This is a genomic window from Larkinella terrae (assembly GCF_009668025.1).
In the GTDB taxonomy this organism is placed as follows: Bacteria; Bacteroidota; Bacteroidia; order Cytophagales; family Spirosomataceae; genus Larkinella; species Larkinella terrae.
Window position 1 is genome coordinate 587,772 of sequence record NZ_WJXZ01000009.1, and the last position, 16,191, is coordinate 603,962.

Consider the following 16,191-nt stretch of genomic DNA (forward strand, 5'->3'; position numbering starts at 1 on the left):
AGTAATGATCTTCCAATTAAAGAAGTTGACATTCAGGCAAGTTACCTGGCTTTCCCTGATTGGTTCGCTCATGCTTTTTACTGTCAGACCTTGCCCCGGCAATTTTTGTAGCTTGGGTGATTTTGACATAAAAGTTAGCATTATATCGGGAATTATTATTTGGATGTTATTTGTTTGGCGTTACATAAAATCGAAGTTTAACCAAGACGATTTGTGGGCAGTCCGCATCGGAGAAATTATTTTATTTCTTCTAAGTGCCTTACTATTTGGCTTTTTTCTGCGATTTACAATCATTCGGCTTTATTGTTTGATAGCTCCAACGGAAGACTACAAACTGACTGGATATGTGATCAATATCGAACAATCTCCCAAATCTAGCCCCGATGCCTATTTTATGACGCTGCATACGACTGAAGGCAAATTCGATTTTTTCGCAAACCAAAAGAGCAAAGTTAGTGATAAGTTTGTGTTATTGCTTCACCGTACTTCCTGGGGTGTGGTGTATGGAGACGCAATTATTCCTTAATCCAATCATTTTTTTCACAATAAATCACTAAAATCATAGTCTTTTTTCGCTTTTGATCATCTCCCGCCCGATTTATTAGCCTGACCTTTGCGTGGTATCCAAATCAGAAAAACATGCAAACGATCTTAGGTTCCAGCGGGGCAATTGGCGTAGAACTAGCAAAAGAACTGACTAACTATACCGACCGCATTCGGCTGGTAAGTCGTAACCCGAAAAAAGTCAATCCAACCGACGAACTGTTTCCGGCCGACCTGTCTGACCGCGATCAGGTGTTTAAAGCCGTCGAAGGCTCCGATGTCGTTTACCTGACCGTCGGCTTCGACTATAACATCAAGGTCTGGCGCGAAAAATGGCCTGCGATGATGCGAAACGCCATCGATGCCTGTAAAAAGTGGAACGCCAAACTGGTGTTTTTCGATAACCTGTATCTCTACGGCCCGGATTCCGTCGGACACATGACTGAGGAAACCGCGGTTCGACCGAGCAGTAAAAAAGGCCAGATTCGGGCCGAGATTGCCGCCACGCTGATGAACGAGGCCCGGCAGGGCACCATTACGGCTTTGATTGCCCGGGCTGCCGATTTCTACGGGCCGAACAACGACAAAAGCCTGTTGGTGGAAACTGTCGTCAAAAATTTCCAAAAAGGAAAAGCCGCCAACTGGTTCGTTCGAACCGATAAGGTGCACACATTTACCTACACGCCGGATGCCGCCAAAGCGACGGCGATTCTGGGCAATACCGCCAGCGCTTACAACCAGGTCTGGCATCTGCCGACCGACCAAACCCGCCTGACCGGTCGGCAATGGATCGAACTGTTTGCGAACGAGATGAAGGTAAAACCCCGATCCTCTGTCCTGCCCGTCTGGATGATTCGCCTGATCGGTATTTTTGTCCCCTTCATGCGCGAACTGCCGGAAATGATGTACCAGTACGAGCAGGACTACGTTTTCGACAGCAGCAAATTCGAAAAGGCGTTTCATTTCCAGCCGACAAAACCGGCAGAAGGCGTCAAACGGACGGTCGAAACGAGTTAGCTTTCCGTATCGTTTCGTTCGATATTCTACTTATATTTGGATTAGACGATTAACTGAAAGCCCGGCAAATGAAAACCCATACTACCAACTATACCAACACCCTTATCGAAGTTGCCGCCGATTCACCGGCCAGTTTTGGCGAAACGCCACCGGTCAAAGGAGAGGCCCGGTCGGTTGCGAACATTCAGTTTGACATGATCAAAAAGCATCCGTATCAATACACTTCTGACGACGTAGTTTTTCAATGTTACGCGACTAAGAAAGATCTGGCTGCCAGCGAATTACCGGCCGAGCGAGAACGCTTCTTTTCTAAAGGTCAACCTTGTTTACGCGCTTCCCCATTGACGAAACGGTATGGCTGGGGTGTTCATAACAATGCTGAAGGAAAGGTTGCGGTTTACGCGGTTGATTCCGACGAGTACAAAGCTCTTTCTCTGGATAAAAATCTGACCAAAGTGAAAGCCATGCGTTCCAAAAAAGCCTGAAATCCATATGAAACTTTGCGTCGCCCAAACCCGGCCGGTTAAAGGTGATATTCCACAGAATATCGAAAATCACAAAGCGTTCATCGACCGGGCGGTTTCGTTGGGAGTTGACACAATTATTTTTCCGGAATTGTCGCTGACGGGCTATGAACCGGAACTCGCTGGCGAGTTGGCCACGACACCCGACGATGACCGGTTTGATGAGTTTCAGGAAATCAGCGATGCCAATCAGCTTACTATTGTGGTTGGCATGCCGACCCGAAGTCCCTCCGGTAATTTGATCACTCTGATCATCTTTCAACCCAATCTGGCCCGGCAAACCTACTCGAAACACTATTTACACGCGGACGAAGAACCGTTTTTTGTCAGCGGTGATCGGCCATACGGTTTTATCGGGACCGACGTTGCGCTGGCAATCTGCTACGAGTTATCGGTACCCGCGCATTCCGAAACCGCTTTTAAGCACGGAGCAAAAGTCTATCTAGTCAGTGTGGCCAAAACCGCTATCGGCGTCGAGAATGCGGTTAAAAGCCTGTCCGAAATTGCCCAAAAATACGCCATGACGGTTTTGATGGCCAACAGCGTAGGGCCAAGTGATAATTTCATCTCCGGCGGAAAATCGTCCATTTGGAACACCGCAGGCGAATTGGTCGGTCAACTGAACGAGAGCGACGAGGGGATTTTGCTGATCGACACGGAAAGTCAGGAAGTTAAGCAAGAAACGTTATGAGAATTTCAGCCCATCTTAAAAGCGGTTTTAATCAGCACGAAATCGTCGTAACGACCAATGAATCGGCCAAAGAGATGCAGATTTCGCCCAAATCAAGCGGTTTTGGATCGTCGATCAACGGCGGAGAACTCCTAATGCTGGCCCTGGCGACCTGCTTCTGCAACGACATTTACCGCGAAGCAGCCAAACGAAGCATCCCGGTTTCAGGCGTCGAAGTCGAATTTACGAGTGAATTCGGCGCCGAGGGCGAAGCGGGTTCCAACTTTACTTACAAAGCCCACGTTACCGCCGACGCGCCGGCCGCCGAGATCGAAGAACTGATTCGGTATACCGACCAGATTGCCGAAATCCACAATACGCTGCGGAAAGGTCTGGCCGTTACGCTGGTTAATTAGCCAATCCGTGGTTACCGGCTTTAAGACCAGGCGGTTTTCTTCGTAATTCGTCACTACCATTTGCATTTTTGGTCACCTCCGACCCGGCTTTTTTAACTGACCTTTGTCGTACACAAAAACACAAGGACAGTCATGAAAACGCTTTTGAAACTCGAAGAAGTCGCACAATTTCTACTTTCCATCGTCTTGTTCAGCCAGTTACCATTTGCCTGGTGGTGGTTTCCGGCCCTGATTCTGGTTCCCGACCTAAGCATGGTGGGCTACCTGATCAATCCGAAAATCGGGGCTTACGCGTACAATCTGGCGCACCACAAGGCCGTCGCCATTGCCATCGGCGCCACCGGTTTTTTGCTGGCTAACCCGGTTTTGATGTTGACTGGCGTGATGCTCTTTGGGCATTCGGCGATGGATCGCATGATGGGCTACGGTTTGAAATTTGAAGACAGCTTCAGCCACACCAGCTTAGGAATGGTCGGGAAAGCGGCTAAGCCCGACCAGCCGCAATCGTCTGCTGGCGATACGCTCCGGGAGTCGAACCTGTCCATTTTTTAAACGTCCGATAGAAAACACTGGGCTCCGAAAAACCGAGCAGATAGGCAATATCGGTCGTACTGAAATACGGTTCGCGCAAGTGTTGAATCGCCAGATTTCGCCGAACGTCGTCCAGCAGTTGCTGATACGTTACGCCGGTTTCTTTCAGATGAAGCTGCAGCGTTCGGACGCCCATCGCCAGCCGGTCGGCCACGAGCGCCAACGTGGGCTCCTCGCCTTTCAGCAACGCAATGATTTCCTGTTTCACCCGAAACGACAGATCGGGTTGCCGAAGTTTCAGAAGCAGTTCCCGGGCGTGTTGTTCAAAAAGCGGAAAAAGTCCCGGATTGGCATTCATAACCGGTTTTCCGAGCCATTCGGCATCCAGAATCATCACGGTTTCGGCGGCATCAAAAACCAGTTTCGTTGCCCCGAAAACGCGTTCGTAAGCCGCCCGGTTTGAAGGTTCCGGAAAGCCAAACCGGATCTCTTCGGCAGCGACCGGCAGCCCGATTAAAGCCCGGAAAGCCGATTGGTAAACCGAAAATTCGGAAGTCAGGGTATAATCAGGATAGACGATGGCGCTACTGGTCAGTTTTAGCGAAATGAAAAACCGCTCGCCCACCACCTGTCCGGTTGTCAGCACACCCTCGCACGCAATATCCTGATACTGACAGAGTTTCTCAATGGCTTTACCCAGATTCGGGCAGTGCATCATCACGTACGCCAGCACACCCAACGACAGCGTATTGATCAGTTCGCCCAGTTGCAGCGGCAGATCCGGCTCGCCCGTCTGCCGAATGGCTTCGTGCCAAAGCGCCTGAACCGCCCGGATGGGCACCCGCCCGTCGGGATCTTGCAAAACTGCCGGGTCCACCCCAACGGTTTTGCAAAGTTCCAGCGAATCCGCGCCATGCTGGCGGGCCGCATGCAGAATGAGGTTAAAAGAGCCGGAAGAAAGCGTATCATCAGTGGTTCCCATCACCCGAAGATACGACCTCCGCCGTAATTCCTACCGTACCGGCGTAATTTTCAGGTTCGCAAAATCACCGCCCGAACCGGACCCCACCCACAGTCCGATTTTGCCTTCTTTGCGATCGTTCAGCTTTTTCACGCTCAGGCTGGGGTTCACATTGTCATTCACAAAAACGCTGATGATTTCGTTGTCTACCACAATCCGGGCGTGAAACCAGTCGTTCGGTTCCGGTGCCGGATTGATGGCATTTTCGTACTGATCGGGATGGTCTTTCCGCAAGGTCGGCCAGTCATACCCCGGAATCGAAATGTACTGAACGGCGTGCCGGTGACGAACCGGATCTTCGGCCCGAAAATTAAACGGGCGGAAATAAATCGCGTCGTACTGTTTTTCGTCTGTGGCATGAAACGCAATGCCCAAAAAACTGCGCTGAAAAACGTCTTTGCCACGTGCGTCGAACTCGATGGTTCCCCGACTAAACGTTGAATTGGCCAACCAGGCAAAACCCGCGTCGGCGTCCTGCTGCTCCAGCCGAACGCCCGGACGGCCGCCATTAGGAAGAACCGTCAGTGAGCGATTGATGACGGTAAAACCGTTTTTCTTCGCCAAACCGACCAGATCAATTGCCCCGGCGGTTTTCTGGCCGTTGGCCGCTGCGTTGACTAATAATCCGGCGATGAGAAAAAGAAAATAGAATTTGTTGTTCTGGCTGTTCATTGTCTGAAAAAAGAATGAATGAGGATTGAGAATCATCTCAATAGAATTCCGTCCTTCGGCAAAAACCGCAGGCAATAAATAGGGCTAAAAACGAGTATCGGCTATAAAATGATAAATACTATCGGAAGCCAGCTTCGGTTGCTGAATCAAAACCACGCGGCCGGAACCCGAAATAATGGCGAGTTGGGCGTTGGGGATTGTCTGGGAAAGAAACACAAACCGTTCCGTCGAACCATCGTGAACTCCGGCGACAATCAGGGTGGGGAACCTGATTTTTTTTGCAAATGACCGGTACGAATACGGTTTAGTACCTGGTTCCGATTTTCCATGACCGCGGGTTGTAGCTGCAGTCACCTGCTAATCTTTACCTAATCGCGAAATCAGATTGCTGGGTTCGTCTATTTGACCGAGCAAACTGCCGTACAGAAGCACGGGTTTGCTCGGCCCATAACCAAGGTGGCGGGTTATTTTACGTTAAAATCAACTTCGGTATCCGCCCAAACCATGGCCACGTCACCCTTCTTGGAAATGTCGATCTTGAATTTTTCCTGAAAGCTTTTTGCCTTTTTTGAAGGAACCGTCACCCGCACTACATCTTCTTCTTCCTTATAGGTAAACGCGCCCCACTTGATGCCTTTGTTGATGATCACAGTCCAGTCTTTTTCGCCGGGAATCGTAAAAAGGGCGTATTTTCCTTTCGGTACGGATTTACCTTCCAGTTTCACGTCGTCCGAGAATTCGATCGTGGTGGTTTCGTTCGCTCCCGTCCGCCAAACTTTACCGATCGGCGCTACTTTACCCGCCGGATCCCAGACGCTGCGGCCTTTTACCGACGGCTGGCTGTAGTCAATCGTGATGGTTTTGCTGCCGACAGTTTGTTTCGCCTGGGCCGGAGGGCTGGGCCGTTTCGACTTGTCTTCCTGTGCATACATAATTTGAGCGATCAAAAGCAATGTTGTGAAAATGAGCAATTTTTTCATGATGGTTTACGTAACTTTGGTTGAAGGATTATTGATTAAAGCAAAGGTGTAAAAATCTGGCGAAAGATGGTAATCCTGCTCCTGTTCAAGACTGTTCAAATTGATTCACATTGATTGTCAATGCATACGGAAGACGAAAACTTGCAGCATTGCCGGATGCTGATCGAAGAGAAAGTGAATTGGGGCGACAGCAGCCAGTGGCAAAATCAGGATTTTGAGACCCTGAGCGAACGTATTTTTGCCGAGACCAACGTCACCCTCAGTGTAAGCACCCTCAAGCGAATCTGGGGAAAAGTTCGCTACGACAGTGCGCCCACCGCCACGACGCTCAATACGCTTGCCCAGTTTGTGGGGTTCGAAAACTGGCGGGAGTTTCGGAAACAACCGGTTCTGGTCCATCCGGAACCTCTTCAGTCGCTCCCTCCCCAGCCCGTTCCCGCACCGGTTTCCCGTCCGTCCAACTCGCGCTGGCCGTGGGTCATTGGTGCCCTGGTTTTACTGGGTTTGATCGGCATCTGGGCCTTCCAGAACCGGGTTAAGCCGTTGAAGTACGGGGAGCTGACCTTTACCAGCCGACCAGTTACCAAAGGTTTGCCCAATACGGTTTTGTTCGATTACGACGCCACCGACTCCAACGCCGACAGCGTTTTTATCCAGCAAAGCTGGGACCCGCGACGCCGGTACCGGGTGGATAAAGACGAGCATCAATACGCAGGGATTTATTTCTATCCCGGTTATTTCCGCGCCAAACTCGTACTGAACGATTCGATTGTGAAGGAACACGATCTGTACATCAACTCCGATGGCTGGCTGGGCACGATCAATCGCGATTCGATTCCGGTTTATTTTCCAGACAACCAACTTCACCGAGACGGAACCGTTGCGATCACCGAATCCGACTTAACGAAGCAGGGCATCGATTTTCAGAAAGAGGTGCCGTCAACGAGTCTACACTATGTTCAACCGCTGGGAGGATTATCGAGCAATGATTTCGGATTTGAAACGGAGGTGAAAAGCACCTACAATCGGTTCAACGCCGTCTGTCAGCGGACGGGTATTATGTTGCTGTGTTCTAAAGGTATGCACTTGATCCAGTTGTCGGCAAAAGGCTGTGTGAGTGAACTGAACCTTTCCTTTGCGGGCCAGGGAGTTTCCGGAAAAACCAGCGACCTTTCCGGTTTTGGCGTCGATTTTACGAAGTGGGCCAAGGTTCGTTGCGAAGTGAAGGATAAACTGGCGAAGGTCTTCGTGAACGATAAGCTGGCTTATGAAGGTCGTTTCCAGGACGATGCGGGCAAAATTGTCGGACTTCGGTATTATTTCCAGGGCCCCGGCGCGGTGAAATCCGCCCGGTTTTCCAACGGCTCCAGCCAGACGGTTTTACAATAACCCTATGGTGTGACGCAGGTGCCGGATGTATTCCGCTGCTTTCAGCAAACGACTGCCGTACCAGCTAAAAATCTCACCATCGACTAGCATAACGCGGGTATCCGGGCAAATTTCCTGCAGTTCAGCAACCTGTTTTTTTGAAAACGGATACGGTTCTGAAGAGAGGAAAACCAGATCGGGCCGGGCGGTTTTGAGATCGGTTCCATTCACTTCGGGATAACGCGATTGATCGCCGAAGGCATTCTGAAAACCGGCCAGTTCCAGCATCGAATGGATAAACGTCTGACCAGCCGCCACCCTATACGGTTTTCGCCAGATGAAATACGCGACCGACAAATCGCTCGAATAACCAGGCGATTTTATAGTCTGGAATGAAGCATTAATCCGCTTTGCGAGTTGCTCCGCTTCTGCTTTTCGCCCTACTGATTCGCCTACTTCCCGAATCATCGCCAGCGATTCGGCAACGGTATTGACATCGGTCACGTGAACGGGATAATGCCGCTGAAGTTCTTCGATCTGCTCCCTCGTATTCTCTTCTTTGTTGGCCAGAATAAAATCCGGTTTCAGGTCGTGAATCCGGTCAAGGTGCAGCGTCTTCGTTCCGCCAACAACGGTTTTTCCTATTACTTTCTCCGCCGGATGAATGCAGAACTTCGTGATGCCCACAATTTCGTTGTCCAGTCCCAGATCAAAAAGCAATTCAGTCTGCGAGGGAACGACAGAAATAATGCGTTTCGTCGGCATAATGTAGTCCATTCGATTTCATTCTGTGAAGTAACCATATCTAGCGAAAGTCGGTTCATAAGGATGACCCGTACGCTGGAATGAGTAGTCCGACGAACCCTGATTTCAAGGATTTCTCATTTATTATAATGGATCTGGGCAGCTGACTGACGCTTCGATTTTGCCTACAAAAAACCAGGTTTGACTTTAGCTTTGAACAAGATTGTAGGAAGCTTTGTCGAAGGATTGCAAAAGCAGGCTAATTAGCCGAACAATATTGTTGAAGATTTCTTAAACAAAATAAGTTCAACCGGACTTTACATGAAGAAAATAGTACCAAACTTAATCATCACGGTTTAACGGAATGGAAGCTGTACCAAATCAGGATTTGGATGCAAGAGAATATGAAGGAATGGGTGCTATCTGCGGCCCCGATGGAGTGTTTTATCGCGTTTGGGCACCACATGCCGAGCAGGTTTTTGTTCAGGGAAGTTTCAATAATTGGGAGAGCCCCGGGATTGAATTGACTAGTGAGGATAATGGAAAATGGTCCGGTTTGGTAGCTGATTCCCAGGAAGGCGATGAATACAAATTTGTATTGACTACGCCCTACGGAACGTTTTCCCGCAATGACCCCTACGCGTTGAAAGTGACTAACTCTTCGGGCAACAGCGTCGTTTATAACCACGACGCCTTCGACTGGGAAGATACTACTTCCTTCGCAATCCCGACCTGGCAGCAATTGGTTATCTATGAGATGCACGTGGGAACGTTCCATGTTACCAAAAAAGATCAGGTTGGAACGTTTTACACCGCCATCGAAAAAATTCCTTATTTAAAGGAAATGGGCTTCAATGCGGTTGAATTGATGCCCTGCAGTGAATTTCCGGGTTCCCGCTCCTGGGGTTATAACCCTTCCAACCCCTTCGCCATTGAGTCAGACTACGGAGGACCTGACGGATTGAAATCGTTCATCAAGGCGGCCCATCAGGCGGGAATCGCCGTTATTCTGGATGTAGTCTACAACCATTTTGGCCCGTCGGATCTAGACCTCTGGCAGTTTGATGGCTGGAGTGAAAACGATGGTGGAGGTATTTATTTTTACAATGACTGGAAGGCCAAAACTCCCTGGGGAGACACCCGACCCGATTACGGACGCTCCGAAGTCCGGCAGTACATTTACGACAACGCCTTGATGTGGCTCCGGGAATACCGCATTGACGGCTTGCGGATGGACATGGTGCCCTACATCCGGAATGTAAACGCCGATGGTAATCCCGGCAACGACATTGAAGAAGGCATGACGTTGATGCAGTGGATCAACGCCGATATTCGCCAGCAGTATCCCAACTGCATCACCATTGCGGAAGATATGCATTCGCTGGAATTCATCACCGAATCAGTCCCACAGGGTGGATTAGGGTATGGTTCGCAGTGGGATGCCAAATTTGTCCATACGGTTCGGGAGGCAATCATTACCGCCAACGATCAGGATCGGGACATGGAGCAAGTCGTAGCTGCGCTCCAGCACACATACAACGGTGATGCTTTTCAACGAATTGTTTATACCGAATCACATGATGAGGTTGCCAATGGGCAGGCCCGCGTGGCAGAAGAAATTGCGGACGGTGATGTCAACAACTGGTATTCCAAAAAACGGGCCGCCCTGGGGGTTGCGCTGGTGATGACTGCGCCGGGTATTCCGATGCTATTTCAGGGGCAACCGCTTCTGGAAGACAAGTGGTTTTCAGACACCGATCCGATTGACTGGTCGCGACTGGAGAAATTCAGAGGATTTGTCAACCTTCACCGCGACTTGATTCACCTTCGACGGAACTGGTTTGGCGTCACCGGGGGACTTCAAGGGCAAAACATACAAATTCTGCGTTGCGATCAGGAAAAAAAGGTGTTGGCCTATCACCGTTTTGAGCAGGGCGGGCCAAAAGATAGTGTCGTCGTGGTCATGAACCTTTCCCATGAAACCTATTACGATTACAAGATCGGGATGCCTGCTGAGGGCCATTGGGTGCTCCGCCTGAATAGCGACAACGAACAATACGATGCTAGTTTTGCCGGACAGGGGATGGACGACGCCCATACGTCGGAGGGTGAGATGGATCAGTGCGCCGTCCATGCCACTTTTCTGATTCCGGCCTATTCAGTCAAGATTTTTTCCCAGGAGTAGGCAAGCAAAAACAGGTTCCTCAACTTTCTTTAAACCCACTCACCTGGGTAATAAATAAACTATTTTAATGCTCGTTGACTCTCTAAAACACTTCAATCCCAGTCCTGGTTTAGTGGCATATCATTCAGATACAAACCATTTAAAGTAAGATAGAACTTCCCGGTATCGGGCGGTTTTTTATAGCTCAATGAACGAAGAGAAAGCCCGTAAACGCATTGCAATCCTGGGAGCAGGTCCGAGTGGCTTGTTCATGTATAAGCGATTGGTGGAGGCCAATCGCTCCGATTGGGAAATCGATATTTTTGATAAAAATAGTCAACTTGGGGCGGGGATGCCCTACAGCCAGGAGGGTGCCAATGAGGAGCATGTTACCAACGTATCCAGTAATGAAGTGCCAGACTTGGTCACCTCGCTGGAGGAATGGCTTCAAACACTTCCGCAGGCCATGCTCGACCGCTATGGCATTGATCCCCAGAAGTTTACTGAATACAAGGTAGTTCCCCGCTTGCTGTTTGGCAATTACCTGGCGGCCCAATTCGATTTGTTATTGGAGCAAGCCAACAAATTGGGCATCAGTACCCGAGTGCATTTTTCCAGTGCTATTACAGATATAACTGATCAACCGGATCACCAACAGGTGGTAGTGACGGTGAATGGTAGGGACGTCTTTGCGTTTGATCAGGTAATCCTCTGTACAGGCCACCACTGGCCCAAAAAGCACGAGGGTACAGTCCGGAATTACTTTGATTCCCCCTACCCGCCCGCAAAACTCATTCTGCCGTTGAATCATACGGTGGCCATTCGGGGTTCCTCCCTTACGGCTATCGACGCCATTCGGACGCTGGCCCGCAACAATGGAACTTTTATCACCCAGCCGGATGGCAAGCTTTCATTTCAGGCCGACACCAGTTCGCCCGATTTTAAATTGGTGATCCATTCGCGCGGAGGTTTTTTGCCAACCATCCGGTTTCATCTGGAAGAATCCCTTCTGTCGAAAGATGCGCTGCTGACCACTGAGGAAATTGCCGCTGAACGGGCCCGGAATGATGGATTTCTGCCGCTGGATTATGTGTTTGAAAAAAACTTTAAGGAGGTTTTACGCTCCAAAGACCCAGGCTTGTATGAGCAGATAAAAGCAATGAGGCTGGAAGAGTTTGTGGACATGATGATGGACCCACGCGAACGCCTGGAGGCGTTTGAGCTGTTTAAAATTGAATACCGGGAAGCCCAGCAATCCATCCAGCGGCAGGAATCCATTTCCTGGAAGGAGCTGCTGGCCGAGTTAAGCTATACCATGAATTATCCGGCCAAATATTTTTCGGCGGAAGACATGCTGCGACTCCAAAAGGTCCTCATGCCGTTGATTGCGATTGTTATTGCGTTTGTTCCCCAGCGCTCCGCCCAGGAATTGCTGGCGTTGCATCAGGCGGACCGTCTTAGCATCATTTCAGTTGGATCAGACAGTGAGGTGGAGCCTGAAAAAAACGGGGGTGCTACCGTTCGGTACACAAGCGAAGACAACCAATTGCAAGTAATGTATTATCAAACTTTTGTCGACTGCATCGGGCAGCCCCATTTGCCCTTTGAAGACTTTCCCTTTAAGAGTTTGATCGACGCCCGGTCCGTTAGTCCCGCCCGGTTACGATTCAGGTCAGCCCAGGAAGGGGAAATGGAAAGAATTGCAGACACTAACCGGGTTGAGCAAGGTTTAACCGGAGACTTCTACCTGAAAGTACCAGGACTTGCCATTAATGATCATTTCCAGGTAGTAGACGCGAATCAAGTCGCTAACCCCCGCATTTATATGATGGCTGTTCCGTATATGGGCGGCTACAATCCTGATTATTCGGGCCTGGATTTTTGTGATACAGCCTCTGAGCGCATCCTAAATCGTTTGCTTGAATTGCAGGACTGTGCGGAGTTGATGGATCATAAATTTGATATTCCCGAAACAACCTGACAGAATATGTCCAGGCGGGCTCCTGTTGGAGTTACAAAGCTATGCTTTTGAGAACGGCCAAAATGCCGCGCAAATGCATTTCCTGGTATTTTTTTAAGAGCGCCCGATTGGTCTGATCGGTTTTACACTGGGCTAAATCAGCGGCTTCAAACGGTGCTTCAATATCAAAAGCGGGCGTATTTAATTCTTTGTAACTCCAGGTCGGCATACTACCCGCCGTACAGAGGTAAAGCACCTTTTCCTGAGCCGCATCCCGGTTCGCCATGCCCTGCCAGAGCGTGTTGGCATAGGCATTGCTCCGATCGACAAAGGATTTGCTTTGCAGACCATCCTTGGAAGCCGCTAAGGTTTGTCCCGCAATGCTGGCTAAACAGTGGTACGAAAAGATCACTTCCGGTTTGTGACTTTTCATAAACTGCATGATGGCGACGGTTTCGTTTTCGCTCTCCGCAAAGGCCCCGCGGTAGGTATTCGACTGAGGATCGTCGGTTGAATACCCGTAGGTTGTCTCCACGTCCCCCCAATTCGCCGGAAAATTCCGATTGATATCCACCAGATTCGCATTCCGGCGAAGGTACCAGGGATTCCCTTTCACCTGCCGTTCCCGCATATCCGGATTCGCCGATGGAATCGCGACCACCGACACTTTTTTCAGCAAGTCGGGGTGATTTTCCAGGAGCTTTTCCAGCACGTAGAGAATGATTTCGGGACCGGCTTCGCCCGCATGGACGGCCCCAACCAAGGCAATGCAGCGCTTGCCCTGCCCCACTTTCAGACTAACCAGGGGTCTTTTATTGGTCGTTACGCCAATTTGATTGACCTGAACGAGCGCGGGAAACTTCTTTTGGAGTTCGCTGGCCCGTTTCTGAACCGTTTCGTACGGCCACCAGATTTCCGGGTCCCGCGCCTTCACCGGTAAGGGGCCTTCCGGTACGCCCTGAGCGGAGCCAATCCAATAGCAGTAAACCGTGCCCAATTTGATTTCCTCGTCTTCATAACGAAACTTGTTATCCAGCGAAGGCTCCATTTTCCCCTGAAAAATCAAGGCTGCTTTTTTGTAGTCAAGGGTTCGAAAATATTCACTATAATCAATTCCAAATTTAAAATCAGGGCATTCCATGCGGTAGATGCGGATCTGATCATAATGATAGCTAAGCTCTTTCTTTTTATAATACCGCATGGATTTGTACGCGGAGATCACAATTTTATTCGTATCGAAAAAAGCCTCACCTTCCCGCAGCGTCTGGTATTCCGGGGTGGGTTCCTGCGCGATGGGGAGGGAACTATCGCCTTTTTTTCCGTTCAGGAAAGTCGGCATCACGAACGAAGACGTCGATAAACCGGCCAGCCCAAGAAAGCTCCGTCGATTGAACAATTGCTTGATTGATTTTGCCATAACCCGTTTAACCTGGTAGAGGAATTGAAAAACGTCTGTATTGTAACTCAAAATGCGCCGGTCTGAAAAGAGACGTCAGGAAATTTCCTTTCTCTGCTCAGACCCAATGCCGTATATTATGTATATTTTTTGTTATTTTTTGTTCTGGTCATGTATATTTTTAGTCAAAATTAAAGGTACTTGGGAACTGACTTATTAACCTAGGTTAGACTCTTTATTTACATCGAGGTGTGTATTGTTCAAAAAGCCATATTTTGCTGATTGAAGTCCCTTTTTTCCCTTTTCCACCCAAAGAAAAAACATAAACTCTGTGAACGCCGGATTGGGCATCCGACACGATAATCTTCTTTGGGTGTTTTTTTAACTTCTACAAGAGGCTGTTCAAATTTTAGCAATCCTTATCTAAAAAAGGGGAGATTTGTTGCCGGATTAAAACAAAACGCAGATGCGCACAGTAAGATACACACGATGGGGCCTACTAATCATTCTGTTTGTCTTTTCAGTTTCATCAAGGGTGAGGGCACAATCGAAAGATACCCTTTATCTACCAGACCCGCTCATCGCCGAAGCCTACGATAAAGCCGCTTATCAGAATATTCTGGCAGCAGTTAATCCCGCTGTTTTCAATGGCTATTTTTCGGTTTGTGCCGACGGAATAGGTTTTGGTTACGGCAATAGCTACCCTTCGCTGGACGGACATCAGATGAGTGACGCGCTGCTGTGGCTGGGACAGATCAATACGGTAAAAGCCAATTGGGACTATGTGAAGTCTTTTCAAAAGCCGGATGGGAGGCTCCCCCTGGCTATCCTTCCAGCTGAAGCCGGGAAAAAGATCGGGCCCAAAAATTACCAGGCTGAAGTGGACCCCAATGGAGGTTTGTATCAACACTGGGTACCGAAGGATCCGTTGAGAGCCCTGGCGGGGACTACCTACATTCAGAATGCCGATGTTATCTTTCGATTCACGTCTGATAAGCAATGGCTTAAAGAACAATTGCCTTCCATAAACTTAACGGCCGATTACCTGGCTTCCCTAATCTCTGCTGAAGGCGCGGTGGGTGGCGCCGGGTATTACGTCGAGCGACCGACGCGGGTGGAATTCGACGGGGTTTCACAAGGGCATGTGGCAGACGCGCTCCAGCGCTTGGCGTCTCTAAACCAGGTTGCGGGCAACCAGGTGGCTTCCCAAAAATACAGGGTACTGGCTGATCGTGTGGCGTCGTTCTTTCAAAAAAAATTCTGGCAGGGAACCCAGTATGCCGAATACATTCATCCCGAAAAAGGAGTTGTCAGGGGGCATGGCCTCACCGATGTCGACTGGACAGCCCTGGCCACGGGGGTTGCATCAGAAGAGCAAAAAAAGGTAGTATGGCCACAACTGAAAACTGCAAAAGGCTTCTATTACAATGGTATGCCAACCGGAATTGCAACGAAACCGGAAACGTATGAAAGCTGGGAAACCACCTATGCTGACAACCAGGACCTGGCCGCCATGGGCCGGGTGTGGTATCTGGAAGCCTGGGCGAGGGCAAACATGGGGGATGCAGAAGGACTGATCGGCAGTATCCGGGCAGTGAGCCAGGCGGGTCGCGATAGTGGCTACTACTGGCGTGAGCGGTACAATGCCAAAGGTGGATACGGCGCTAAAAAGTACAATGAGTATCCGGCGAATCTGATCCGGATTGTTCAGCGGTTTTTATTGGGCGTCGAACATGGTCTTGACGGATCGCTCCTACTTTCACCGGTAGCCCCTGAGGCCTTTTGGCGTTCTGGTTTTGGCCAACGTTTATCACTACGCAACGGTGCAATTTATTATATGATGAAGGATGGGAAAACGGATGGCCAGTATTCCGGCGACACGTCACAAACCCTGTCTATCAAATTTCCGTACCCGGTTAAAAATGTCCGACTGGTCATTAATGGAACGCCGGTTACTCAGCGTAGTAAAGACCAGTGGATAACATTCGTATTACCCCCTTCAAAAGCAGGCCGCCCATCAACGTTCAGTATGCGCTTTGAACACTAGCTAGTCCGTCGTCAGTCCGGTCGTAACTATCCACTTTCGGCTGACGACGGATAAGCAAGCTGTACCGATTTTAAATCGTCTGATGGGTTAATTTCTCAATGCATTTTTGAACCGGCTTCTTGACTCTGAAAAGTGTCC

General features: G+C 49.6%; 16 protein-coding genes. 11 read left to right on the forward strand and 5 right to left on the reverse strand.

Annotated features, from left to right (window positions below):
• The first annotated feature begins 4 nt into the window (after window positions 1-4).
• The 6 genes from GJJ30_RS17015 (at window position 5) to GJJ30_RS17040 (ending at window position 3,722) form a co-directional block, all read left to right on the forward strand.
• On the forward strand, window positions 5-526 hold the full coding sequence (locus GJJ30_RS17015) for a hypothetical protein (protein WP_154176356.1): 522 nt from the start codon (window positions 5-7) through the stop codon (window positions 524-526).
• A gap of 113 nt (window positions 527-639) precedes the next feature.
• A complete protein-coding gene (locus GJJ30_RS17020) occupies window positions 640-1,560 on the forward strand; it encodes an NAD-dependent epimerase/dehydratase family protein (RefSeq protein WP_154176357.1) in 921 nt (306 codons plus the stop codon).
• Between the two features lie 68 nt (window positions 1,561-1,628).
• On the forward strand, window positions 1,629-2,045 hold the full coding sequence (locus GJJ30_RS17025; protein WP_154176358.1) for a DUF6157 family protein: 417 nt from the start codon (window positions 1,629-1,631) through the stop codon (window positions 2,043-2,045).
• A gap of 7 nt (window positions 2,046-2,052) precedes the next feature.
• Entirely contained in the window at window positions 2,053-2,775 is a 723-nt protein-coding gene (locus GJJ30_RS17030) for a carbon-nitrogen hydrolase family protein (RefSeq protein ID WP_154176359.1), read from the forward strand.
• Complete coding sequence (locus GJJ30_RS17035; RefSeq protein ID WP_154176360.1) at window positions 2,772-3,170, forward strand: OsmC family protein; 399 nt, start codon at window positions 2,772-2,774, stop codon at window positions 3,168-3,170. Before GJJ30_RS17030 ends, GJJ30_RS17035 begins: the two co-directional genes overlap by 4 nt.
• Before the next feature lie 132 nt (window positions 3,171-3,302).
• Window positions 3,303-3,722 carry a DUF4260 domain-containing protein gene (locus GJJ30_RS17040; RefSeq protein WP_154176361.1) on the forward strand — a complete coding sequence of 140 codons (420 nt, stop codon included), beginning with the start codon at window positions 3,303-3,305 and terminating at the stop codon, window positions 3,720-3,722.
• On the opposite strand, the gene GJJ30_RS17045 is transcribed toward GJJ30_RS17040, so the two are convergent.
• On the reverse strand, window positions 3,655-4,683 hold the full coding sequence (locus GJJ30_RS17045) for an AraC family transcriptional regulator (RefSeq protein WP_154176362.1): 1,029 nt from the start codon (window positions 4,681-4,683) through the stop codon (window positions 3,655-3,657). The two genes, GJJ30_RS17040 and GJJ30_RS17045, sit on opposite strands and share 68 nt — an antisense overlap.
• 30 nt (window positions 4,684-4,713) lie before the next feature.
• Entirely contained in the window at window positions 4,714-5,394 is a 681-nt protein-coding gene (locus GJJ30_RS17050; RefSeq protein WP_154176363.1) for a 3-keto-alpha-glucoside-1,2-lyase-like domain-containing protein, read from the reverse strand.
• A gap of 108 nt (window positions 5,395-5,502) precedes the next feature.
• Here GJJ30_RS17050 and GJJ30_RS17055 point away from each other — a divergent pair, with 108 nt between their 5' ends.
• Window positions 5,503-5,682: a hypothetical protein gene (locus tag GJJ30_RS17055; RefSeq protein WP_154176364.1), complete on the forward strand. Its 180-nt coding sequence runs from the start codon at window positions 5,503-5,505 to the stop codon at window positions 5,680-5,682.
• 176 nt (window positions 5,683-5,858) lie between these two features.
• Here GJJ30_RS17055 and GJJ30_RS17060 read toward each other — a convergent pair whose 3' ends face one another.
• Window positions 5,859-6,374: a DUF2911 domain-containing protein gene (locus GJJ30_RS17060; RefSeq protein ID WP_154176365.1), complete on the reverse strand. Its 516-nt coding sequence runs from the start codon at window positions 6,372-6,374 to the stop codon at window positions 5,859-5,861.
• A gap of 120 nt (window positions 6,375-6,494) precedes the next feature.
• On the opposite strand from GJJ30_RS17060, the gene GJJ30_RS17065 reads away from it, so the two are divergent.
• Window positions 6,495-7,763 carry a hypothetical protein gene (locus tag GJJ30_RS17065; RefSeq protein WP_154176366.1) on the forward strand — a complete coding sequence of 423 codons (1,269 nt, stop codon included), beginning with the start codon at window positions 6,495-6,497 and terminating at the stop codon, window positions 7,761-7,763.
• Here the strand turns inward: GJJ30_RS17065 and GJJ30_RS17070 are convergent.
• Entirely contained in the window at window positions 7,755-8,519 is a 765-nt protein-coding gene (locus tag GJJ30_RS17070) for an ABC transporter substrate-binding protein (RefSeq protein WP_310588321.1), read from the reverse strand. The two genes, GJJ30_RS17065 and GJJ30_RS17070, sit on opposite strands and share 9 nt — an antisense overlap.
• A gap of 331 nt (window positions 8,520-8,850) precedes the next feature.
• Between GJJ30_RS17070 and GJJ30_RS17075 the strand changes: the two genes are divergently transcribed.
• Window positions 8,851-10,671, forward strand: a complete 1,821-nt coding sequence (locus GJJ30_RS17075; RefSeq protein WP_154176367.1) for an alpha-amylase family glycosyl hydrolase — start codon at window positions 8,851-8,853, stop codon at window positions 10,669-10,671.
• 187 nt (window positions 10,672-10,858) lie between these two features.
• A complete protein-coding gene (locus tag GJJ30_RS17080; protein ID WP_154176368.1) occupies window positions 10,859-12,631 on the forward strand; it encodes an FAD/NAD(P)-binding protein in 1,773 nt (590 codons plus the stop codon).
• 31 nt (window positions 12,632-12,662) lie between these two features.
• On the opposite strand, the gene GJJ30_RS17085 is transcribed toward GJJ30_RS17080, so the two are convergent.
• Window positions 12,663-14,027 carry a M14 family metallopeptidase gene (locus GJJ30_RS17085; protein ID WP_154176369.1) on the reverse strand — a complete coding sequence of 455 codons (1,365 nt, stop codon included), beginning with the start codon at window positions 14,025-14,027 and terminating at the stop codon, window positions 12,663-12,665.
• Between the two features lie 445 nt (window positions 14,028-14,472).
• On the opposite strand from GJJ30_RS17085, the gene GJJ30_RS17090 reads away from it, so the two are divergent.
• Window positions 14,473-16,053 (forward strand): alpha-L-rhamnosidase-related protein, encoded by a 1,581-nt coding sequence (locus GJJ30_RS17090; protein ID WP_154176370.1) that lies wholly within the window; start codon window positions 14,473-14,475, stop codon window positions 16,051-16,053.
• Window positions 16,054-16,191 lie beyond the last annotated feature (138 nt).